The sequence below is a fragment of the Levilactobacillus tujiorum genome, assembly GCF_012641185.1.
Classification (GTDB): Bacteria; Bacillota; Bacilli; order Lactobacillales; family Lactobacillaceae; genus Levilactobacillus; species Levilactobacillus tujiorum.
The window spans coordinates 1-23,263 of sequence record NZ_JAAXLK010000006.1 but is presented as its reverse complement, the minus strand read 5'-3'; the positions used below and the strand labels follow the sequence as shown (position 1 = coordinate 23,263).

General features: G+C 43.6%; 21 protein-coding genes and 2 pseudogenes. 2 read left to right on the top strand and 21 right to left on the bottom strand.

Going from position 1 to position 23,263, the window contains the following annotated elements:
* Positions 1-429: 429 nt before the first annotated feature.
* The 9 genes from HF569_RS04050 to HF569_RS04010 form a co-directional block, all read right to left on the bottom strand.
* Positions 430-1,506: a hypothetical protein gene (locus tag HF569_RS04050; RefSeq protein ID WP_168901434.1), complete on the bottom strand. Its 1,077-nt coding sequence runs from the start codon at positions 1,504-1,506 to the stop codon at positions 430-432.
* A 274-nt stretch (positions 1,507-1,780) separates the two neighbouring features.
* Positions 1,781-4,315, bottom strand: a complete 2,535-nt coding sequence (locus tag HF569_RS04045; RefSeq protein ID WP_168901433.1) for a M1 family metallopeptidase — start codon at positions 4,313-4,315, stop codon at positions 1,781-1,783.
* 244 nt (positions 4,316-4,559) lie between these two features.
* A complete protein-coding gene (locus HF569_RS04040) occupies positions 4,560-7,814 on the bottom strand; it encodes a mucin-binding protein (RefSeq protein WP_168901432.1) in 3,255 nt (1,084 codons plus the stop codon).
* A 458-nt stretch (positions 7,815-8,272) separates the two neighbouring features.
* Positions 8,273-9,196, bottom strand: a complete 924-nt coding sequence (locus HF569_RS04035) for a hypothetical protein (protein ID WP_168901431.1) — start codon at positions 9,194-9,196, stop codon at positions 8,273-8,275.
* A gap of 137 nt (positions 9,197-9,333) precedes the next feature.
* Positions 9,334-10,371 carry a DUF5776 domain-containing protein gene (locus tag HF569_RS04030; protein ID WP_168901430.1) on the bottom strand — a complete coding sequence of 346 codons (1,038 nt, stop codon included), beginning with the start codon at positions 10,369-10,371 and terminating at the stop codon, positions 9,334-9,336.
* A 41-nt stretch (positions 10,372-10,412) separates the two neighbouring features.
* The gene (locus HF569_RS04025; protein ID WP_168901429.1) at positions 10,413-11,330 is read right to left on the bottom strand and encodes a C39 family peptidase; all 918 of its coding nucleotides are present in this window, start codon (positions 11,328-11,330) and stop codon (positions 10,413-10,415) included.
* A gap of 91 nt (positions 11,331-11,421) precedes the next feature.
* The gene (locus HF569_RS04020) at positions 11,422-12,270 is read right to left on the bottom strand and encodes a hypothetical protein (RefSeq protein WP_168901428.1); all 849 of its coding nucleotides are present in this window, start codon (positions 12,268-12,270) and stop codon (positions 11,422-11,424) included.
* A 46-nt stretch (positions 12,271-12,316) separates the two neighbouring features.
* Positions 12,317-12,748: a hypothetical protein gene (locus HF569_RS04015; RefSeq protein WP_168901427.1), complete on the bottom strand. Its 432-nt coding sequence runs from the start codon at positions 12,746-12,748 to the stop codon at positions 12,317-12,319.
* A 12-nt stretch (positions 12,749-12,760) separates the two neighbouring features.
* The gene (locus HF569_RS04010; protein WP_168901426.1) at positions 12,761-13,330 is read right to left on the bottom strand and encodes a hypothetical protein; all 570 of its coding nucleotides are present in this window, start codon (positions 13,328-13,330) and stop codon (positions 12,761-12,763) included.
* A gap of 182 nt (positions 13,331-13,512) precedes the next feature.
* Here HF569_RS04010 and HF569_RS04005 point away from each other — a divergent pair, with 182 nt between their 5' ends.
* On the top strand, positions 13,513-13,824 hold the full coding sequence (locus HF569_RS04005) for a helix-turn-helix domain-containing protein (protein WP_168901425.1): 312 nt from the start codon (positions 13,513-13,515) through the stop codon (positions 13,822-13,824).
* On the opposite strand, the gene HF569_RS04000 is transcribed toward HF569_RS04005, so the two are convergent.
* The 7 genes from HF569_RS04000 to HF569_RS03970 form a co-directional block, all read right to left on the bottom strand.
* Complete coding sequence (locus HF569_RS04000; RefSeq protein ID WP_168901424.1) at positions 13,819-14,046, bottom strand: hypothetical protein; 228 nt, start codon at positions 14,044-14,046, stop codon at positions 13,819-13,821. The two genes, HF569_RS04005 and HF569_RS04000, sit on opposite strands and share 6 nt — an antisense overlap.
* A 317-nt stretch (positions 14,047-14,363) precedes the next feature.
* Complete coding sequence (locus HF569_RS03995; protein WP_168901423.1) at positions 14,364-14,909, bottom strand: hypothetical protein; 546 nt, start codon at positions 14,907-14,909, stop codon at positions 14,364-14,366.
* A gap of 340 nt (positions 14,910-15,249) precedes the next feature.
* Positions 15,250-15,411, bottom strand: a complete 162-nt coding sequence (locus HF569_RS03990) for a hypothetical protein (protein WP_168901422.1) — start codon at positions 15,409-15,411, stop codon at positions 15,250-15,252.
* 882 nt (positions 15,412-16,293) lie between these two features.
* Positions 16,294-16,620 carry a type II toxin-antitoxin system mRNA interferase toxin, RelE/StbE family gene (locus tag HF569_RS12675; RefSeq protein WP_168901421.1) on the bottom strand — a complete coding sequence of 109 codons (327 nt, stop codon included), beginning with the start codon at positions 16,618-16,620 and terminating at the stop codon, positions 16,294-16,296.
* Positions 16,621-16,625: 5 nt separating this feature from the next.
* Positions 16,626-16,913, bottom strand: a complete 288-nt coding sequence (locus tag HF569_RS03980) for a hypothetical protein (RefSeq protein ID WP_168901420.1) — start codon at positions 16,911-16,913, stop codon at positions 16,626-16,628.
* Between the two features lie 280 nt (positions 16,914-17,193).
* A complete protein-coding gene (locus HF569_RS03975; protein WP_168901419.1) occupies positions 17,194-17,736 on the bottom strand; it encodes a hypothetical protein in 543 nt (180 codons plus the stop codon).
* 240 nt (positions 17,737-17,976) lie between these two features.
* A complete protein-coding gene (locus HF569_RS03970) occupies positions 17,977-18,444 on the bottom strand; it encodes a hypothetical protein (RefSeq protein ID WP_168901418.1) in 468 nt (155 codons plus the stop codon).
* A 520-nt stretch (positions 18,445-18,964) separates the two neighbouring features.
* Here HF569_RS03970 and HF569_RS03965 point away from each other — a divergent pair.
* The gene (locus HF569_RS03965; RefSeq protein WP_168901417.1) at positions 18,965-19,294 is read left to right on the top strand and encodes a helix-turn-helix domain-containing protein; all 330 of its coding nucleotides are present in this window, start codon (positions 18,965-18,967) and stop codon (positions 19,292-19,294) included.
* A 258-nt stretch (positions 19,295-19,552) separates the two neighbouring features.
* On the opposite strand, the gene HF569_RS03960 is transcribed toward HF569_RS03965, so the two are convergent.
* The 5 genes and pseudogenes from HF569_RS03960 to HF569_RS03940 form a co-directional block, all read right to left on the bottom strand.
* A complete protein-coding gene (locus HF569_RS03960) occupies positions 19,553-20,755 on the bottom strand; it encodes a tyrosine-type recombinase/integrase (protein WP_232842556.1) in 1,203 nt (400 codons plus the stop codon).
* Entirely contained in the window at positions 20,755-20,955 is a 201-nt protein-coding gene (locus HF569_RS03955) for a DUF3173 family protein (protein ID WP_168901416.1), read from the bottom strand. The genes HF569_RS03960 and HF569_RS03955 overlap by 1 nt, the downstream gene beginning before the upstream one ends.
* A 118-nt stretch (positions 20,956-21,073) precedes the next feature.
* Positions 21,074-22,246 carry a Rep family protein gene (locus HF569_RS03950; protein ID WP_168901415.1) on the bottom strand — a complete coding sequence of 391 codons (1,173 nt, stop codon included), beginning with the start codon at positions 22,244-22,246 and terminating at the stop codon, positions 21,074-21,076.
* Positions 22,247-22,482: 236 nt separating this feature from the next.
* A pseudogene (locus HF569_RS03945) lies at positions 22,483-23,145 on the bottom strand (FtsK/SpoIIIE domain-containing protein); the annotation flags it as partial.
* 23 nt (positions 23,146-23,168) lie between these two features.
* Positions 23,169-23,263: pseudogene (locus HF569_RS03940) on the bottom strand (IS5-like element ISLpl3 family transposase); the annotation flags it as partial.

Below are 23,263 nucleotides of genomic sequence, written 5' to 3'. Positions count from 1 at the left end.
GCTCGGTTCGAAGCCCGGCAAGTCACCGGTCTTCCAACACGTCCCACGCTGTAAGCCGAGAATCGGCTAACACCGTCGACACAGCTGGCTCCACCTCTGCCCTCCTCCGGTTACGATAGTCGTTGAAAGACAAACTAGCTTAACCATCTGGCGCAAACGTGGTCGTTCAACACAACAGTAGTTGATAACTTCAATGTAGCCGTGAGTGAGTCAAATTTGAGCTCAGCCGTGGGATTTACCAAGTGACCCTCTTGGTAAATGGCGCCTTTGAGACGTGTTTTTCGGCTCAAAGCGAGGTTCGAGACCGCTCTATGGCTCGAGCCGTCCTCCCCACAGCGATCCAGCCCAAAGTTTGGCGAACGGCAAGGCGGCAGGCATCATCTACATTACCATTTTTAATCGCCACAGATGGAAGTCATAACCGCTGACCTAGAACTTCAGTTCATATTCAAAGGTTAACTTCTTATAGTAGTCTTGCTCGATGAAGTCCGTGGGGCGGACCTCACCGGCCTTCATGTCAAAGTAGGCAATCCCAGCCAATTTCAGCATCTGATAGACAAATTGCGAGCAAAACATAATATTAGGCTTGGCCGAGTGCTTGGACACCAGCCCAATCATGTTATAGGCACTCCCGTCACGATTGATTTCAGCAATTTTATTTCTCACAAAAGTCTTCTGGTCAACGGTCACCGGCAGACTATACACCAAAACTGACGCGCCCTTCTTCTGGTGGAAAAACTCTAACGTCTCCGCATTCATGCCTGGTGGATAAACGTTGTCGCCTCCGTTGTAACTAATAATCGTCGCGAGATCCCGGTCGAAGGCCAAGGAGACGTGATTAAACTGTTTACGCGTAAACACCGAAATCATTTCACTCGCCGCGCTCCCGGTATTAGATACCGCCAGATACAGCTTTTCATCGTTCAACGTCGCTTCAACCGCCTCAAAATACGCTGGTGTCAGCGTCCCGTGATTGATGTAATGAACCGAACTGTGCCGCGGCAAATCATCAATAATCGTCTTCACGTTTGCCACGGAAACCTTGTCACTGGCCGCTACCACCCCACTCATGAGATCGCTGAGCGTGTCCGCACTCTGCCGTAACTCATCGAAGCTCACCGTTGCCGCTTCTTCCACCGTGGGGAGATAAAAAACGGTTTGGTTGTTGGTCGTCACGAACCGCTCGACCCACAGCGGCAACACCACCATCCCCACGCCAACGAGTTTCGCCACAAAATACATGATTGAATCTCCGCGTAAGGGAAAGACGATCGCTGATACAAAGACGATTTGAATGACCATCAACAGGGCATAGGCCACTGTCAATCCCACCTTCGCGGCATGTGGAAACTGGGCCAGCCAGGTTCGCAGCACCATCACCGCCGCCAGGTAAAGATACACGATGATTAAAATGGGCTGATTAGCAAATAAATACAGGCAAAGTAATAGTATCCATCCTATCCCGCGGATTTTAATCGACTGGAAATAGGCAATGATAGCGTTCATGAGAAACCTTCCTTCACGCGAACTCGTGGCCGCCCTTAATCAGTAAGCCACCATGACGTTCGCAAACTTAGCAATTGCACAATAAATTTAGTATACCACAGCCAATCGGTGACTCAGCCGACCATTTAAATTCGCTGACTTGCCAAAATAGTGCAACAAAATCCGGTCAAAATACATTAGTAATAGTATGGCCTAAACTAACCGCCCCACTATTTTCCAACAAAAAAGAACGCCCCCGCAAGATTGCGTTGACGTTCCAGCAGCTTATTTCACACTATTTCACAACTTGAGCAATAGCCTCGTTCACTGCAGCTTGTTCATCTTTAATCAGGTTGACTCGGGTCTCAATAACCTTCGTGTCCATATTAATTTCTCGGGTTAACCCGGGTGTATTAATCTTGGGCTCGAAGAAGGCCTTGAATTCAGCCAGTCGCTCTGCTGTCCGGAAAACCCGGGAAATCACGGTAATGTAAGTGGTGAATTCCATGTCGCCACCGACCGTGTCTTCCAGCCATTGCCAGTCGTTACGAATCCAGTCCCAAGCAGCTTGTTCGCCTTTACTGTTGGCGAGAACTCCGCGGAACCAAGCCCGTAAGTCTTGGGGCTTAACCGTATCCGCGTCTTCAAAGGCCGTGATCAGCTTGGCGATCAGCGCCGTATCCGTGGTACTCGTCAAGGCTGCGCATAGGTCGGCCTTATAGCTGGCATCCGTCGACTGCCGGTAAGCCGCTAACAGCGTGTCGAACAACTCAGCGCTCCCATAGTTCTTGACCTCGTTTGCCAAAATCAATGGGCGCGTTGCCGCTGGTAAGCTAGCGAGTTCGGCTTGATGCGCGGTAAACTGCTCATGAGCAGCCGCCACTGCCGCCGAATTGTGGGCGAAGAGAGCTGCACTCAGGACCGTTGGCCGTGATAATTCATCGTCGATACTGTCGGTTGCCCGTGGTGTCCAGCCCAAGCGCGCCACCTGTTGGGCACTGAGTTGGTCGTAGTAGGCTTTAATTTGCTTTTCTTCAGCTGAATCTGGCGTGACAAATTTCCGTAAATTGCCCGCTACGGTGTACAAGGCACTCGTCACAACGGTGTACTTACTGTCTGCAAAGCGCGTCAACAATGGCACTACCGTCGCGTAGGAAATCCGCCGACCTTCGGCTAACAAGCGCAAGTCTTGCAGCAACTGTAACTGTGAAATCTCATCCAACGCATTGACGTTGGCTAAGATATCCCGTAACAGCGTGTCATCATATTGCACGATAAAGTGAGAGTTATTCCCCACGTTTAGCCGGAACGGTTCCCCACTCGTTTGCCGTAAGGATTGGTAATCCCCTAAGTCCAAGCTGTGGTCCTTCAGTAGCGTTGGCACAGCATCGTAATTGCTGTTCAGTGGAATCTGCCATTGCCGTCCGGCGTCCTGCCCATCACCAACGAAGAATTGCTGTTGGGCGATAGTCAAACGACCATCAACGACTTTGGCCGTAACGACTGGGTAACCGGGTTGTTCCAACCAAGAGTTCATGATGGCACCGACGTCAAGACCGGAAGCTTGGCCGAGTGCAGCCCACAGATCGGCCCCACGCGCGTTACCGTATTTATGAGCGGCAAAGTAGGCCTTCAGACCGGAACGTAAGGCATCGTCACCAATCAACGCCCGGACCATGACCAGCATCCGCGCACCCTTAGCGTAAACAATCGCGCTATCAAATAAGGCGTCAATTTCCGCTGGGTCTTCAACTTGAACGTGGACGGACTGGACGCCATCCGTGGCATCCCGTTGCAGCGCCATAGGGACATCGCCCGATTGAAAGGCATCCCAGGCGCCCCAAGTTGGTTCGATGGCGTCGATAGCCACGTATTCCATCATGTTGGCAAAACTTTCGTTCAACCAGAGATCGTCCCACCACTTCATCGTGACCAAATCACCAAACCATTGGTGCGCTAATTCATGGGCCACCACGGTTGCGACCCGCAACTTCAAGTCGAAGGCCGTGTTATCAGGATCGATCAATAAGTAAGCTTCCCGGTACGTGACCAGTCCCCAGTTTTCCATGGCCCCAGCTGAAAAGTCAGGCAAAGCCATTTGCCAGGAATGTGGCAGTGGATATGGCGTCTGGTAGAAGTCTTCGTAGAATTCGATGGAACGCTTAGCGATATCCAAGGCAAAGTCGAGTTCCTTAGCTTGGTGGGCCTTAGTCGCAAACACCCCGACTTGGACCCCACTCTTCGTCTTAGTGAGCTTACTTTGCATTTCCCCAAAGGCAAAGGCAATCAGGTAAGAAGACATCCGTACCGTCGTGTCAAAATAGTGCACGCCATTTTCGGTCTTCACTTCGGGCATGTTACTGATGATAGTTTCACCAGCGTGCTCGTCGAACTTGATGGCCAAGTCAAACGTCGCTTTGGCTTCCGGTTCATCGACACACGGAAAGGCTTGGCGTGCCGCCGTGGTTTCAAACTGCGTCCCGATGATCTGCTTCTTCTCACCGTTAAGTTCATAGTAGGAAGGATAAATGCCCATCATACTATCAGTCAGTGGAGCTGTGAAGTCGATCGCGACCGTGGTCTTCCCGGTCTTTCCGAGGTCGATGTGAATCCCCTCGCTCTGATCATCGAAGGTAAACGGAACAGCTTGTCCGTCCGCCTTAACGCTATTGATCGTCATGTACTTTTGGTGAATGGCGATTTGCGTCGCCTTGGCATCCCCCGTAATCGTGGATGTCCCGGTAATTTGCTTGGTTGCCCGATTAATGTCTAAGTAGACATTGTAATGTTCAGGTTGGAATAATTCATAGAAATGTGTGGATTTTGCCATGATTGCCTCCTGTAAGCATAACTTCTGGTTTTTACCGGGTATGCGCCTGCATAAAAACTCAGAACATTAGAATATTCTTATTATACACTAATTCACCCACGGCTGTCGGCTGATTTGTTTGGGGAAGGTTCCCAAATACCGACTGCCCTTCGATTAGAAAATCATTGTCGCACATAAAAACACGATTCGAGCGAAACTCCCCTGCTCAAATCGTGTTCTCAACTCACTTAATACTGCTGAATGCTTAATGTTCCCGCTTCTTCAAACCTAAGACACCAAGCGTTGCACCCAACAAGGCCAAACCAATGACAGCCAAACGATTCGTTGTCTGGTCATTCGTCTGTGGTAATGTCTGGGTCTCAGCTTTGGCAGCGGCTGGTTTAACGGTTGCCTTTCCTGACTGTGACGTTGCCGTCAGCTGCTGAACCTTAGCACCCTGACCGCCATTAGTCGGCGCCTGAACGGTCGCTGCTTGCTGGCCTTGTTCCTTGTTCACTTTGGCAGGTGTCTTAGTCGGCTGCTTTGGCTTATTCTTATCGGCAACCTGGTCACCGTCACCACCGCCATCTGGCTGATCTGGCGTTGTTGTTGGCGGCGTCACATCGCCGCCACCATTGTTGCCATTATCACCACCGCCACCGGTGGTTGGATCGGCCGCGTACGTCACGACGATTGCTAAGTCGGCGCTATCTGGTGCGACATTCTGTGACGTTGTCTGGGTCAAATCATTGGCCGGGTCCGTCGTCGCAACGACGTGCATCCCTGCTACTGCCGGATTCTTCACGGCATCGAACTGTAACTGATCGCCAATCTGGTAAGCCGTCCAACTCGTATCCGTTGGCTTACCCGTGACATCTAGCGTTGGTGCAGAGGCCGCTCCTTGGTGACTGTATAACGTGGTTGCCTGCGTCACTTGATCCGTAATTGTGGCGAATGTCATTGTAGCCGTCACAGGTTTAGCCACTGACTTTTGTTGCTGATCTTGGTACGTGATCGTCTCGTTCACAGCTTTGGTCGTTGTCTCAAAGGCGTGCGCTAAGCTAATCGTGAAGTTGAGGTTAGTCGCATCCTTTGCAAAGACAATGGCGCTGGTCCCGTCAGCGTTCTTGGTGGTATCGCTGACTAGTTTGTACCCCTTGGTAATTTCAGGATCGATGATGCTGCTAGAGTCAAAGGTACTCGTCGTGCCAATAGCGCCCCGCAGCTCTGGATTCGTGGTGTAATCTAAGACTTGCACAGTCTTGCCGGTCGTGGCATCTTGTACCGTAACCGTGGCGCGCTTAGCCTGGGCGTAAACCAGACGTACAGCTTGCTTAGCATTGGTAAATGGAATGTCCGTATTCTGGCTAATATCAGTCCAGGTCTTACCGTCTACGCTGGTCTCAGCACCGACATAGACGTAATCTGGGAAGTCCTTTTGGTAGCTACTCAACGCGAGCTGTGTATCAGAAGTTCCATTGTAACTATCGGTGACTGGCGTACCATCCTCATTAGTGATTGGCGTAAAGTCACCCGCAGCGTCTTTAGTGCCATATACCACGGAAAGGTTCCACGGCATAACGTCTTTGTAGAACAGAATCGTCCAGTTCTTGGACTCATCGGTTAAGGTCGTTTCCCAACTTGCTTGCGCACTGGCCTTGCCATTGTTGGCTAAGTAATCGGAATAGAGCCCGGTTCCATCTAGGATCAGCCCGGAGAAGGTATAGCCCTTAGAGAATTGTTGATTAAATAAAGTCACAACAGTCGGGTTCTCTTGCACATTCACACTTGAACCAACATCGCCAGAAATCAAGGTAGCCGGTGCCAAATTCAACTGTTGTCCATTAGCTTGCAAGAGCTGAATGTTGACGTTTAAATCGCTGACATTGGCAGCCAATTCATATGGTTGAATAATGTAACCAGAAAAGTCACTGTTAGTATCACTCCAGGCGGTGGATAAACTACCGTACGCTGAATCTGGACCACCCAATAAGTTATACCAAGCCAACGTATTACTGTTCAAATTACCGGCATCAGCACTGGAGGGATATAGGGAAGGATATCTCAAATCACTAGCATTATCAAATCCGTGAATTGGCAGATTGCTAGCAGCCAAATCCTTGATGATAAAAGACGGCGTTGTGTAGGTTAACATCCCCTTATCAGTTATGTTGGCTCCCTTAGCTAACTTATCGCTAATTTTAATCGGCGCCAACAATACGTGTTGTTTCGTCAAGTTAGCATTTGAAATCAATAGGTTTTTATCCGTTGCTAGAGGCGAAATATCCGTTATCTGGTTATCAATCAAACCAACCTCTGTCAACTTTTCGTGATTTCCTAGAGCTGAAATATCATTAATAGAGGCCATTGGTAACTGAACCTCACGTAGATTCTTCAGGCCACTTAATGCCCGAATATCCCAGAGATTACTGTTCTTTTCATAAGTTTTATAAACCGCTTCACTAACATTTAGATTCGGCGAAATACTCAACACCTGAAGATTAACCGCATTTTGCAGACCTTCCAACGTTCGCATAGCCATGATGCTTTGATAATAAACTGTCGGCTGATTGCCGGCTGCCGCTTGTAAATTATCATTCGAATAAATGGAAGTAAGTGTTCCTAACTCTGCCTTTGTAAAATTATTTCGAAAATCAGCAATGGTCGCATAGGTGCCAGCATAATTATTCTGCCAAAGAAAGTACTGCAAGCCATAATCCGGAAGCCATTCATCAATATACATGAGTTGTGTGTTATACCTAGCCGATGAAACAGCGTCAACACCCTTAGCATCTTGTGCAATTTGGTTTGCATACGTTTCACCCAGCCAATGCTGCGCCCCTTGCACTTGATAAGCATAATTATAGCCATCCACAACTCTTAAATCTGTATTATGTCCGGCAGAATCCGTATGATCATAAGTATACTGTAGCTGATTGAGATCGGTAATGTTAAACTTTGGTTGACCAGTAACCTTATTCGTCAAATCATCAGGGTTCTGAACTGTGATCCCGGTCGTGACTGTCGTTTTTTTAACTGGTGCTACTACATCATTAGACTTTTCCAAATCATTAGAATCACCAGCTACACTACTCCCATCACCAGTCTGTGTTGATGTAATCGGTGCATCTTCAGCGACCACTGATGCTGGCCCAGAATTCTTCTCACCACTCGTTGAATCAGCTCCGGAATCATTATTACCAGCATCATTATCAACGTTTCCGGCAGATTGTTCTGGTTGCACATCAGATCCCGAACTTGAAGAATTATCCGTCCCAATAGCATCCTTCGTATCGCCCGAGGTTGCCTGCGTTTGCAATTTAACTTGATTCGACCCACTGGCCGCATTCTGCTGTCCAGACTCCTCAACCGGTGCATTATCATCGGCATGTGCCATTGGTGTCGCTTGGGGGCCCGCAATGATCCCCACCGCCATACTAGTGACCGTGATACCGGCGACTAACCAGCCCCGGTGTGACTTGTACATCTTATAATGTGTCTTACGTTCAAGCGTTCTCATGATTGGTCCCCCTCTTGATTTGCAACCAAACTCGACTTTTTATAAGCACTTTTATTTTCCTTTGTCACTACCCATTATAGACAGGTTGTGAGTAATAATCAACGTCATAAATCGTTACTCGGGATAAAGATTTTGGGATGCCCCATTATCTCCCGGAAACTAGCGATTTGTAGAACGATTTTTAGCAGTGAATAATTGTTGGGCATAATACTTGATAAGTCTAATTTTCTAACTATTCTCCTCAATGTATAAACCTTTACTCCGTATTACTTTCAACTTATTCAATTCAAAAAAGCTTCACCAGAGTCCAATGCTCTGATGAAGCTATATTGCATATTATGCTAATGAATTGCCATTACAAGAGAATCCCAAGCCAGGTGCTCTCAAATAGAGAATTCTCCATCTTTTCTTGATCAACTCCGTTTTGAATTCAAAATCCTGGTAAATAGTATTTTTGCCTACTCCTCTTCGCTAACATGCTTGGTCCCAACTTTATCAAAATCAGAAACCGTATCCTTATTTGTAGTTTTCGTCAGCAAAAAAGTCGCATCTGAATCATTCGCCGGATTTGTATATCCGGTATACATCTCACTTAGAATTTTGACTGGCTTATCGTAGATTAAACTAAAGCCATTGGTCATTGTGTAATTGTAATAGACGGGTACATCTACTCCGTTATAAAACCACTTTAAATGCTTAAGCTTTGCTGAATCTTTTTCTAATTCTAAACGTCGATGTGTAATATCTTCAAAATTGACGTCATTACCAGAATTATCCGTTTTGACTTTAGCATTTAACAGCTTTGGCGCTGGCTTTTCATACTTTGGTGTGGCTTTTAGAATCGCCGCTTCATTAGCCTTCAGATAGTTCAACTCATTACGATATTCGCGAAGAATTTCTTGTGGATCTTTATTTCCACCAAGGTAGTTTGGATGCTTTTTGTAATACTTACACTCTTCTTCACCATGTTTAATGACAGTTTGAATGTAACCTCCCGTATCTCCAATATCATTTTTCGGATCTATGAAATCTTTGTAGTGTTCTTTGTCCTTCTTCTGCGCTAAAGCAATAATCTGCTTATCATTCTTTTTATCAATATCACGCATACTAAAATTATCATCCGGCATGTTATACACAGTTGCTTTACCATTCCCGGTCACTAAAATTTGCGTGATGTGCGTATCCTTACTTAATTCGTAGTCACTTTCCGAATCCGATTGTGCCATGTACCAAATTCGCTGATTAGATGATTGTGCATCCTTAATGAATGAAACTTTCTTTTCATTGACCTGATTAGGCCCTGACTTTCCACAAGCAGCCAATGACAAAATTGCTATTCCCAACAAAGCGGCACTTGCCAAGCGTTTGACGTAACGTTTCATAGTCGTTCTCTCCTCTTCCTTCCACAGTAAAATACACGCTTATTCAACAAAAGAGACCAATTCAAAAGTGAATTGACCTCTTCACATTCTCTTCATCAATACCGTTGACTAAACGTTAAAAATGAGCTATTTAAGATTTAATGAAACACCCGAGCAATCCCAGCAACATTAGACCGTTGGCCGTTCTTGATTGGTTGAACCATGATCCGTGGTGGCCAACTTTCAATTACCTTGCCCTTGCCTAAGTAAATCGCCACGTGCCAAATCGTATGTGTCCCTGGTTGGTAGTAGAAGACTAAGTCGCCGCGCTTCTTGTGACTGTAAGCAACGTGTTGGAACTTTTTGCTAGCCCACAGGTTACGTGAATTCCATTCGTTCCCTGGATAAGCATGGTGAATGGCACTGATTGGCTTAGGATTAATCCCGCCCGCATAAAGGGCCTGCATGACAAGTCCGGAACAGTCCGTCCCATAAGCCGGTTTGGAAGAAGAACCTACCAGATAAGGATTCCCTTTATACTTGTAAGCCTGCTTGATCATGGCCTCGATGTGAGCCGAGCGACCGTTCCAGGCGTGAGCACCTAGTGGGGCCACGTATGAATCGATACTCTTCCAGCTGGACTTAGAAAATCCAAGTTTGACCCAAGTCTTTTCGTTGACGTTACCAGTGGCTTTTAAGTGGTGCTTGCGTTGGAAATTCTTTACGGCGTTGTACGTCGCGTAGTTATACTTATTGTAGCCATTGGCTGTTCCCAAACGCCGCATGATCTTCCAAGTCTTGATCCCTTCGTAGCCACGTTTAACCGTATAGCCAACTTTCCCGTACGGCTTGATCTTTTTGTAATTAACTTGATAATACTTTTTAGGATTTTGGTACCCCTTCGTCTTGGCCACGAATGCCTTGTTGGCAGTGACGTATTTGCCCGTATTGGTCTTTAAGACGGGCGCGTGCCCCTTGACCGTGATGGCCTTAGAGATCTTGACGTAGTGATTCTTGTGTACTGTAGCCGCGTGGTGCTTTCGCGTGGCGTCCTTGTAATAGGCCACCGTCTTCTTAACCCGAATGATACCGGGATTAGTGGTGTAGTACTTGGTCTTGGCCTGCGCAGAGGTCGTCAGGCCCACGCTGGTCAGACCAGCGATAACGAGTAATGTGGATAACCATTGTTTCTTCATTATGCTTTGCTCCTTTGTAAATTTATTCAGTGAATCCTGAGTTAATAACTCAACGCCCGATAAGCATCGTGTTTCCGGTGGTTGTGCAGGCTCGCTATGGTCATGCTAGTTTTCCGTTTGGTCCACGGATCGTTGTAGTAAGCGCGCGTCTTACTGTAGCCAGAGAGCGTGACGGCATGATTCACAAAGCCATCGACGCCAGCCACCCAAACAACAACGGGATGACCCTTGTTGATCTGGGCTTTTATTTTCTTAAACGAAGCCCCCGTCATATTTTTAGCGGATCCGGCGTGACGTTTGACCGTTTTCATTAACCCTTTGGGATAAATCCACCAGCCAGACTTGGAGTAGGGACTGCCCACGAAACCCTTGTTGGGGTTGGAACTCCGCGGCATCTCTCTAGCCAGCGACATCTTAGTGACCTTGGCGCCAGCGTACTTCAACATCATAGTGGTCGCCGTGATTTCACAGCCAGTCGGCAGTTGCGGGCGTTGTGCAATCAGCGGGACGTTGAGCCACCGGTAAGTCTTGACGGTCCCATTGCGATGGATCCAACCAGTCCGCGTGTGATGATAAGTAAACTTCAACCAAGTGCCATCGGCCATCTTCTCCTCACGCGTAATGTGAACCTTCTTATTCGCGTAATGCCGGCCGTTCGAAATGGCCGTCATGTTTTTAGCCGAAGACTTAGCCCCGCCCGTCCGGTACACCTTGTAGTTATGTTTTCGGTTCGTCCCAATCTTGGTGTAGTAGTTAACGGTGCGCTTTTTAAAGATTTTTCGGTAAACCACTTTGGGTTTAGGCTTCACCTTATCCGTCGTTGACGACGAATCGGCAGTTGTGTCAACGGATTCGGATGACGTCGTCGCTGTGGTCGCCGCATGAACCTCCCCACTAGGGACAACGCCCAGGAGAAAGCCCAGTGCCACAATGACTAGGCTCTCGATGAGTCGTCTCATATAAAATTTCACCTCCCTCGGTTAACCGTTATATTTAATGAGACTCGCTGCTATTACAGCATTTCAATCATGAATTGTAGAAATAGCGAAGTTACTTAACATGTACGGTCTTGGCAGCCGTTACTTTCGAAAAATGACCGTGGGTGTAATAGCCAACGGTAGCGGTGACTCGCTTGGCCTTAGGTGCATAAATTTTCTTGTTGAAACGGTGTGACCCCTTCAGTTTTGCATAACGCGTGCCCTTATAAGTCTTGATCCGGGCGTAGTTCGCTTTCTTTCCTAATTTCACAGTCCCAGCGACTTTGACATATTTCTTAGAAGCCGTCTTTTTCGCGGTTAACTTGGTGATTTTGCTTTTAACCTTGGGAATGCCAGTGACCTTAGCTGGCCGAATATTTGTCTCAAAGTACTGAATGAAATAGTCGGCAATATCACTAATGCTGTCCGGATCAACGTTATTTTTACTGATTTGCTGATCGGCTGCATCAATATCATCATTGACCACACTTTGGTATTCAGTGTCTAAGCGCCCTTTAAAATGGTCGTAAACAGCCACCATTGCCCGATAGTCCTGTTTAAATACTGAAGTTACCTGACCTTTTCGACCAAGTTCACTGACCGCATGGGTCCCCAGAACATGCATGACCTCTGAGAAGTCAGCGCCGTAACCATACGCATTGACAGGACTTTTCTCCATCCGCTTAAAGAAAGCGGCATTGAGTTGTTGTTTTACTTTAGGACTAGCCTTTTTGACAATCTGCTTAACGCTGTTCTCGTCATCCTTAAAAACTCGATAGCTAATTGGCTCATCTTCATTGTTATAGGCGCTATAGGCATCGGCTTGTGTCGCGAACATAGGAACAGTGGTGGTGACGACACCCCCTACTAGGACGCTGCTTAGTAGGATTGTGGTCGCTTTGTTTATCCAGTTAAGTTTCATTGGTGCTTCCTCCTAAAATAAGTTGCTGTCATTATTTAACAAATGACTAATTCTTAACTCTGTGATAGTAAGGTTTGTGCGCAAATGCCGTGGTTTTCGAAATCTTCAAACGATTATGACTAAAGGTTTTGATGTAATAGCGAACATGCTTTCCTTTCTCGTTAACGCTTTTGATTTGATAAAGATGTGAGCTGAGTTTGCGAGATGGCACCCGCCACATCAGCAGAAGAGTGATTTTCCCACTTTTTTCTGGAGCCCAGTGGGGTTTTCGAACTTCGATGTACACAACGTTTTGGGCAATGTTGAGTTGGTTGTAGTGGTGTTTAACCGTTTTCGTACGAAACAGCCCTCTAACCTTTTTGGGCGTTCCAAACTGCCATTTGGCTGATGCGGACGCATTTTCTGGTGCCCCCAATAAGCTGGCCCCCGTTACGACCAATGCAATCGCGATCACCATTAAATAAAGTTTCTTTTTCATAAGTTTCGTCTCCTAAAACTTTTGATCCTCAGTATTTGCATCATCGATGAACGTGCCATCTTCGCGATAATTAAATGTATAGCTTTCCGGTCCTAAGATAACTAAGTAACGAGTAGCCCCCACGATGGCGAAGAACAAAGCAAAGCACCACAGCATAGCGTGGCCAAAAATTTTAAACATCATCTTCATCCCCGCCGCATCACTCTTAACGGAACTTTTCATCTCGCCAAAGGAACGCTCATCACCATTAAACCCGGTATTGACCAACCGAACGGCGCGAAATTGCGCTTTCCTGTAATCAGCTGCCTGCATCTCAGATAGGTTGTCAAAAATCCCCTTGGCTTTTCGGCCATGTTCCCACTCGTACATCACCAGGAAGCCGTTCGCGATCGGATAAAAGATTGCGGCTTGGATACCCAGGAAGAAAAGGAAGAACGGCACATGCCCCTCAAAAGATTCACTCTTTAAGAAATAAATCCAAGCAACAGCGGCGCCAATGGCAATCGCGTAACGCGTCACCCAAAACCGTATATTCAATCCGAAAAATAGCTGTTTAAGAATGTCCAATAATTTTTTACCCATAAAATGCCTCCCAAATTGATAATTACCCACTTACCCTAAAATAAGTGATTACGTAGCATAGTGTACAACAAAACGGTATTATTTTCCTCTTTTTTTGATAAAAAGAGTCTTTTATTCTCTGTTAAAGGTGTAAATACTCTATTATGGTTAGCCTTAACGCCACAATAGGAGAATAGCCAATCATGCAGAATTCAATAAGTAAACTGGTGAATCAGAAACGACAAGCTTTAGACTTGACCATTGAAAAATTAGCTGAGAAGGCTGGCGTCTCCGTTAGCCTAATCTCGCGAATTGAACGCGGAGAACTCGAGAACATTAGTCTCAAAAAGCTACAGGCTATCGCGTCAGCTCTAAATCTAACTCTCAGCGATTTCTTCACTGATGACACGTTAACCGGCGTCCACACGCTAGAATTGCTGGCTTATCTCAAGTCCCTTCCAGAAGATCAGCGTGAAACCGTCTCGGAAAGTGTCTTAAAAATCTTAAAACTATAGGCGGTACTTCTGGACGATTAACGCGGCAATTTCAGATAGCGTATGCTCACTCGCATAGCTCTGATACTCAGCCACCAAATCAATCGCTCCTGTCGCCAACTTAATGTCAAAAATACGAAATCGTCTGTAATCAATACGATGGTCTGAATCGCGATCAATCAGAAACTTCAAATCTTGCAATAGCTGTAATCTATCCAAGAACGGATCTACTACTTTTTCCATATGCCTGTCACTCCTAAAAAAATAAGCTAACCTCAACCAATTGGTTAAAGTTAGCTTAACGCCGCTGCAAGATAAAAAACAGACTTGTATGTAGGTGAAAATTAATTTGTAGATATGGCTTTAAAATTTGTTTTAGTAAATTAATTTTAACACACGTGTCAAATTCTAATGTAACCATAAGAAAAAAAGCAGTTGCTAGCGTTTTTTAGCTAGTAGCTGTCTTTTTCGTCGGACCTAAGGAAGTTCAGTCGCAACTTTTTCAAGAACTGACGCTCACAAACGCTGGATCTTCTCTAAGTTCTGAGAAGGACTATTTTTTATCTCCGATATTCAACCGAAGCTGCAAGGAGTTCTGGATACATGACATCATAACATCGGCCATTAGTAGTCTCAATTTCCATCATCCAGTATTGCTTATCCTCAGAGTCTTCAAAATCCCATGAAAGATTTTTGATTTTCCCAACAGTTCCCTTGGGTAAGAATACTGGAATTAGGTTTGCTTCGGGATCACCAACTTGAGGAACCCATTGATGGACTTCAAGTGAATGGTTCAATTCAAATTTTGCTCCGTCTCTGTCCAACCAAGTTGACTTTAAAATTTGCTTTTTGCTCACAGCCAATTGATATTGCACTGCCGTCATCCAATTAACTCTCGGTTCAAGCTCACTTCGTTTTACCCAGTAAATATTATTAGGAACAATCCGAATGACGACCCATTCTGGCAAACCAGTCGCAGATCTTCGTTGATCGACAATTTCTCCATACTTATTGCCATCCAACCGAAAGGGCTCACTATCATCTTGTTGAGCATCCAGTAAAACCCATAATGGCTTAACAAGATAAAAATAACGATACTCAGTCACCACTGACGCCTCCCACTTAACACATAACGAACCAGTTATCTGTAGCTCCACCATTAAACTACTCTAAATATACCCAAAAAGACAGGTAATACCGATCATAACAGTCGATATCATCTGTCTCTTTTAATACCCGCTTCCAGAATTTCTGGTGGGGATTTTGATGGGGAATTCCTTGATTTTAAATCAATTTTGGCTAGGTGCAGTCCTTTATCAAATTAGTAAATACTAGCAAGCAAATACAAGAATCAGATTGATATCTCACAACTTCTTAGAACCGAAATGATCGCAGAATACAGACCTAGGACGTATGTTGCCTTTGCGTTGTCAGTGCCCGGCACAACTAATATTTACCGCCGTCACTAAACAAGTAATAGATCAGCATGCCCACTCCGAGTAACGCACACGCTGCGCCTATCATCGGAACCACTTTACCAAGCTGCGTCGTAGTCATGATTATCGCACCGCCGACGAAGAGGAAGCCGCCTGCCTGTAAATTTTTCATGTATTTTCGTCCTTTCTACGTGCCGCTTTGAATTGTGTCATTGTCTACATCAACCTTGTTGCTACGCCAGAGTGAAAGACGTGCACATAATTAAATGCCATTGACCCCTTGCCTATGCGACGTCAATAGAATCTGTGTAATCAAACATACCATTACGACAAAATACTTTCAATCTATCTTCGAATTGCATTGAACTAGGTATTTTAAAGAAAATCCCTCACAAATAAAAAGACAGGTAATATCGACCACATAAAGATCGATATCGTCTGTCTTTTTTAACACTCACTTCCAGAGTTTCTGGTAGGGAACTAGTTAATTTTAAATCAATTTTGGTAAAGTGTAGTCCTTTTAAACGCAGTCTTATCGACATTCACAACTTAATTTATTAATAGGAGTTCTTCCCACTCATCTACTTCGTCACTACTTTGCTGTTAAGGTAAGTTTTGAATGGCTATCTGAGACTGATGTCATGCACTGGCTAAGCCCACTGACTGGCTCTTCAAGACCTCTGAGGGTGCTATGAACGCCATCAAGGGTGTCCAGCAGTGATTTAAACCAGCCCCTACTTTTTTACAGGCTTGGGTGTCAGGAATAGGGTAAAACTCGTTGAAAATTTGTTGGGTGTCAGCTCAGGTGTCAGATAGACGTGATATTTTATGAAACTGAATACAAAAAAGACACCATCCAAACGCCCAACTCCAGAGTGGAGTTGGCCTTAGCTTTTTACCCTATTCGCTTGTATATAAGGTACCATTATAGTTTCTTAACCCGATAAAATACGGGGACATGGCTCCATTTTTAACCCCAATAATACTAATTAATCGAAAAAATACAAATGCGGCTTTTCATAATAAAAGACTTACCTTATTGGTAAGCCTTTTATTAGTTATTCTTATATCTATTGGACAATCGCTTAACTGATGAACTCAAATAGTCCTTTTTAACTTTGAAAAGTAGACTATGTGGCCCAACATCGATAAAGGTGATCGATTTCTCTCTTATCAAATAATAAACAACAACTGTGTCACTCTGAAGATGAAAATCTCGAATTCCCTTCTTCTGATACCTTAATTGGTGATCATCATATGATTCGGGCAACGGCATACTATTTTTCAAATAAGAAACTGCTGTCTTAAATAAATTAATATCCGTTTCATCTAAATATTTATTCAGATGTTTATCAAACTTTGGTGTGTGCTGAAGATCCATTTAGACTAAATACCTAAAGACTTAAAAAAGTCTTCCTCAGTATACGAAGTTGTTAACTTTGCAGTTCCATTAACAACCTCATCAATTTCTTTTTGAACTTCTGGGCTCACGTTTTGCTCTGAATGTATTGTTACAAACGAATTCTTCAATTGTTTTGGTACGTTATTGGAGGCTAAAGCACGATTAGACGCCTTGCGCCATCGATTTGCATTTTTCAACGTACCAGAAGCTCTAATCGCCTTATTATACCTTGATGCATGCAAAGCAATACTTGACTTCATCTTTTGCTTCATAGCTAGACCTCCTCACATAATCCCTGGCTACACCTTTATCTAAGTGAGTATATCGCACATCAGACTGATTTTCAAGGGAATAAGATCAGCTATAAAGCCTGAAACTGGATCTCTAACTGAGATTGATGGTTGAAACATGGGTTAATTGGGGTGTGGGGACAGAATGTCTCCAATATGTAAGCGATTGGCGTAGGCCAATCGCGGACCCAATAAAGAAATCAATGATTTCTTTATTGAGAAGGATGTAGTGAAATAGGTTAAATAAATAAATCATGTTAACTTATTTAAAAAAGGCCTTATTGGTTTCCATAAATTGAGATGGGTTACCTAAACCATCAAGTGCAGCTCCGTCTACTCGCTTTGAGTAATTAGCACGCCCCTTCTTGCTCAAGGTTCGATACCATGTATCAAAATCAGCATCAGTATGTTTCGTCGCTTTATAAGTCTTCACGGGCTTCATATCAGTCAATTTGACCCAGCCACCCTTATGCTTCTTCTTGGTAATGGGGGTCATGTAGTAATAAACCATCCACTTACCCTTATGTTTGATTTGGGTAATGCTGGTCCGGACCCACTTATTCTTCTTATAATTTTTCAAATAATGATTGGTCTTCAGCTTGATATTTTTAGCCTTACCGGTCATCTTATAAGTCCGACCCTTTTTATTCTTGACCTTATATTTGGCATGATGCCATGTCTTGGTTTTATAAATCCGGCTATAGCCGGTCTTCTTCGCTGAAGCAGTTACAACTGGGGCAACGGTACCGCCAACCATGGTCAACGCCATCATCATGGCAACTAAAATACGATTCATCTTTTTCATCTTGAAAACTCCCTTGATTTTGACCCGGCCGCACGTAACGACTGGGTTCTTATTTATTTTACATGAATTAGATGGGGCTTGGGGACGGTTTTAGCCCCCAAGCAGGCAAGGTGCGCTAGCACCAGGCCATTTGGTAGAGATGGGGTGTGGGGGTTTACCCCCAATGGTCGGCCATGTTAGTGGCGACCCCCATTATTGACTAGGAATTATCCCAAAGAGACATTTATTAGCACATCCTTTCTAACGTTTCATCCGTCGATGACCAAAGTCTAACCAGACGACCCGAAAACTTGGGACACCGGCCATGGTGTTATACCGTAACGTCACAATGTCACCCACATTGACATCGACGGCATGGGCATAGGCGGCGGGAATCTCATACTTCTTGAAAGGTGAGACCTTGATTAACGGTTCCCCCATCACTGTGGTATCCGCATACAGCTTGTAATCCCGTTGCTTAACCGGGACCTCAATATCACGATACTTGCTAGGTTGCGGATTCTCTGGCCGGTTATGACTCAAAATAATCGGGTTATTCGGCTCCGTCATATCATAGCGAACTTCATCTCCATGGGTCAGATGATTATTGCGCACAAAGTGCTCGCTAACTTCCGTATGGCGTTCGGGACCGGTCAACGTTCCTTTAGCGGACCCGTTTGCATGACTTGACGACCGGTCAAGGTCCCACCCGTCATATAAATACAGCAATCGAAATAATTCAATTACTGATCAGGGCCACAATGTATTAATAAACGCGGCCCAAGCGGTCTGATTATTTACACCCTTCATAAGCTTCAGTGCCATTACCGTATTTCCAGCAGCATTAGACAATCTAACACCCGGATCATCCATATCTATGCCTTTTACCTGTCTCACACGTGCTCTAAGACATGCTTTGGTAGTTGGAGTTGAGCATATTTTGTAAGCCTACTATAATTTAGTCCTTTTGTTCGATACATATGTATATATACAGCCAGTACATCACCTTCCATCGGCCAAGTAAAGTTATCATTATCCTTTGCTTTACTATTAATGGGATCCATCACTAACCACCTACTCTATTTAAAGATACTCCTAAATCATAATTTAATTGAAATAATAGTTCAATTAGATTTTATCATATTAGGCCTATTAGTCAATTTTTACACAAATAATAGGATAAAGAGTCCTGTTTCCTCTTTTGCTAATAAATTAACCTTGGTATGTATTAGGTGAAGGAGGTAGTACATTGGCTTCAGATATAGGACATCAGGTTGCTTCTCGAATTCTTCAGTTGCGCCAAGCAAAAAAAATGACACAAGAACAGCTAGCGGAACGGGCAAACATTGATGCTTCCGTAATCTCACGAATTGAAAGAGAATCGAGGACAAATATCCGTCTCGATACATTGAATAAAATCGTCGAAGCTTTAGGTACTAATTACGAAGAAATGTTTTCTTTTACCGATAGCGACAATGTAAGAGAAAGAATTCAAAGTAAACTCGATCTCATCACAGACGATGACACATTAAGTACAATCGAAAAGCTCATTGATCTTTTAACAGTCTCAAAAAAATAGTGTTACTCCCACCAAAAAACACGATTACCAATTAAGGTAGTCGTGTTTTTTGGTGGGGATTTTGGTGGGGAACCATGTAAATCCCCACCAATTTAAGTCCTTTTATAACAACCGAAACGTTGTCAAATCAACATTACGTCTTCAAGTTTTCTAACTATATTATTCCCACTCAATAAATAACTAACTTTCTAAAGCCTACAGGGACAACAACGACACGACCCACCATTGCGATTGGCAAACATTTGGCAAACAAATCTTCTATTCATTAAGCAAGTGCTGATTACCATTAAAGACACTGCTGGGTGTTATAGAGGACTTAAAACTAATGTTTCCTGTCATTTTTTCAGCTAGGCCATCATCATTTCTATCCCATAAGTGAGCATAATACTTCAATGTAATATCTGGACTTGAATGGCCCAACCTTCTCGAAATGGTTAAAACATCCGCGTTAATCTCATTGATCAAGTAACTCACGTGGCTGTGTCGCAATCCCTTAGGTTGAATTACAGGAACTCCAGCCAGCTTTGCATAACGAGTAACTACTACATTAACTGTTGTTCGAGACATCGGCATACCATCATAAGAAAGAATGAAGTTGTTAAACCCATGCTCCATTTGGACTTTTTTCCAATCTGATAGATACTTTACAGTATCCTTATCAAGTGAAATCGTTCGCATTCCACTACTCGTCTTCGTATATGGCTTGACAGTAAAATTAGATTTATTTTTGTAATCAAGAGTATGATGCACCCTTAATTTATCGTGATTCAAATCTACATCATCCCATGTCAATGCTAATCCTTCACTTACCCGAATACCAGTCATGAAGTAAAGCCAAATCATAATAAAGCAAAGATGTTCATGAAAATCCGAAACGCAAATCTGCGAAATTACCTGTTCAAATTGGCTTTTGGTCCAATATTTGACAATGGCTTTCCCCTTAGATATCGACTTTGTGCGTTTAGACTTATTAATCTTAAGATATCCTATCTCGACTGCATAATCTAACGTCTGCCTGAATGAAATATAGCACATACTAGCGTAGCTTTTTGAAAATCCACTCTTACCCGATAACCAAGTTCGATACTCTTCACAGTCACTAGCAGAAATATCCTCCAACAGTTTTTTCCCAAATCTTTTAGTGGCATACCTAAACAACGCTAAGTGACTCTTATAGGTACTATTCTCTACATCACCCTTATATGCTGGCATAAACTTTTCCCTTAAGAATGTAGCGTAATTTAGACGAAAAACTTCACGTCCACTGGCTGCTAAATACTCGCTCTTAATACGTGCAGCTTCCAGTGAGGCAGCACGCTCACTTTTGAATGGTTTTCCGTTCGAATCACGACGTCCTTTCTTAAACTTTTGCTTACCATTCTGATCTCTACCTATGAGAACATTGTAGAAAGGCTTCCCATTTTTATCAACATATACATTAGGATACTTTCTTTTCATCATTAACGCTCCTCTTGATTAAGAGATGCGTCAAGAATCTCAGAAACTACTGAGGTAGGAACTAGTCCTACTCTTTTTCCATTATAAAACTCGATTCCTCGACTTACCAATGTTGTTTTTGCTATACGGATAATGCGTCGTGCCTGTTCTTTTGGAAATCCCAGTGCCACCAAATCATTATAACTAGTGAAGACTTTTTCCATAAATAGTACGCTCCTTTCTTTAATTGTGTGTTCTATTGAATCCAGCCCTCAGCTATGAGATAATCTAGCTGAAAAATCGTTTTGTCGAGGGATTACTAACTGTGCTTGTCAAAGTATGTTAGTTTTCCTTCTTTTTTGTACCAAGAAAATTAAGCACTTTCCCGACATCAATTGATCCAGGAATAATCTTTGAATTCATTAGATTATTTTTATGCGTTGAAATTATCTTCCATTTCACCTTGTCTAGCTCATAGCCTACAATCTTTTCTTCAATAATTTGTTTTGAAGTAAATTCAATAATCGTTCCTAAACGGCGTTTTAGTTGTTCAAAACTATCATCTTCTCCTGCTGTCTTGGTATCTAGATAAAACTTAAATGGGTTAAACGGTGTTGTAATAAAGATGATATCCGCCATTATGAATGCGTTATGGTATCTCGCTCTGGTTTTTTTATCAAAATTCATAGGGTCTAAAATAGAAAGTAAGTCCTGATATGGTAAACTCTCTGGTCGAAGTTCATCCAGTATCATAATTCTCTGACCAGAATATCCCTCGAATGGGTCGTTTGAACTGCCACTCTTGAAATAAGGGATATTTTGCATTTTGGCATACTCTAAAGCGTATCTAGTCTTTCCTAAACCGGCGGGGCCCCATAACCATACAGTCTTTATTGACTCATGTGACTTTCTCTTCTCCTCCAGCCATTTGCTGTGTTCAATCTCTTGTCGACCCTTATCTATCTTAGCCAGCTTATCAACCTCTCGAGAGTATATCCTAGCTCCAAAAGTCATCAATTCCTTCGAGGCTTCTTCTCTATTCAAATCTCCATTAGAAAAATCATCAAGAATATCCTCTGGACTCTTTCTCATTTCTAGTTGACTAACCAGTTTTTTGAAATGAAAGTTTGAAATAACTTCATCCGGATCATACTGAAACTTTTCACTTGAATTCTTTGTTCGATGAAGCAAATACATAAATGAATTTTCGGCTCCGGTCTTTGCACTGTTTCCGCGCTTTGTCATAATCTCAATCTGTTGTGGTTCATCTTCCAGACGCTTTGCAATTGTCTCAACACTGACTCGCCTATCAAACTCCATGACCAAGTGAATATGCGGCTCAATGTCTTCGCCATCTTCATTGACATCTTTATCATGAACAATCATTGCATATCGTTTTAGATGATCCGATTCAAGTAAAGATTTTGTTCGACGGTCCAAATTATCCACACTACCCAATGGCAAACGGCCTAATTGTGTCCCGTACATCATAACTGACGATTTAAGTGACTTCATTTCCCTTATCTCCATTCTGAATAATTTATAAGTGGTTCCTTATCGCTATAACCTTTTCAAGATTAATGTTTATTCATAACCACTTATAAACAGGCCCTTAAAGTGGTTATGAATAAAGAGATTTGATTAAAAAAATACCTTTATGAGATTGTTATTATGTCATTACCGAAGCACCTACGGGAATAATAAATTATTCCTCTTCAGTGCTTCGGTAATGACAATGAACCTAAACAATCTCACCGATTGATGTACTTAATCAAATCCATACCAATGAATGGCGCAACAATTCTTTCTGGTGAACCATCATCCTTCCCAACAAGACCTTCAAACTTTTGGGAATCCAATTTCAAATCACCATCCTGAATATCCGGAAAGAGGAACTTTCTGTCACGCAACTCACTATTCCCTAGCAAAATCCTTTCACTGAATTGTTCGCGAATTTCAGTCGAAATGTTTCGCGCATTTGCTTGTTGAATACCAACTAACAAATGGAAATTCAGTTCGCGGCCTAATAAAGCAATCTGCTTGAGACATCCGTCAATTTCAGCAGATTCTGTCTTAGACACCATCTCCTTCCATGCTGCAAGCTCATCAACCACAATCAAATGAGGTACCAAACTTTCAGTAGAATGTTCACGATGGTACGACTCCATACTGTTCAAATCAGCAACTACTTTTCTCAACAACTCAATCATTTCATCTTGCTCATAAGCAACCGTGACTTCTGGTGTTTCCTCAATTCTTGATAGCTCAGATTTTTTGGGGTCAACAACTGTAATGTCCCATTCTCCAGTACCCGATACAATTGCAATTAAATACTTCATCAAAGTTGTCTTACCTGAACCAGTCTTGCCACTGACAAGACAATGATATTGTTTATTCCAATCAAAGTAGTGTCCTTTGTCTAGGGTCCGTCTGAAAACTACTTAAGTAAGATGCAAATTGAGGCAATGTAAACCGTAGCCAGATAAACATGAGCGAGCTTATCATAACGCGTTGCAATCCTACGAAAGTTCT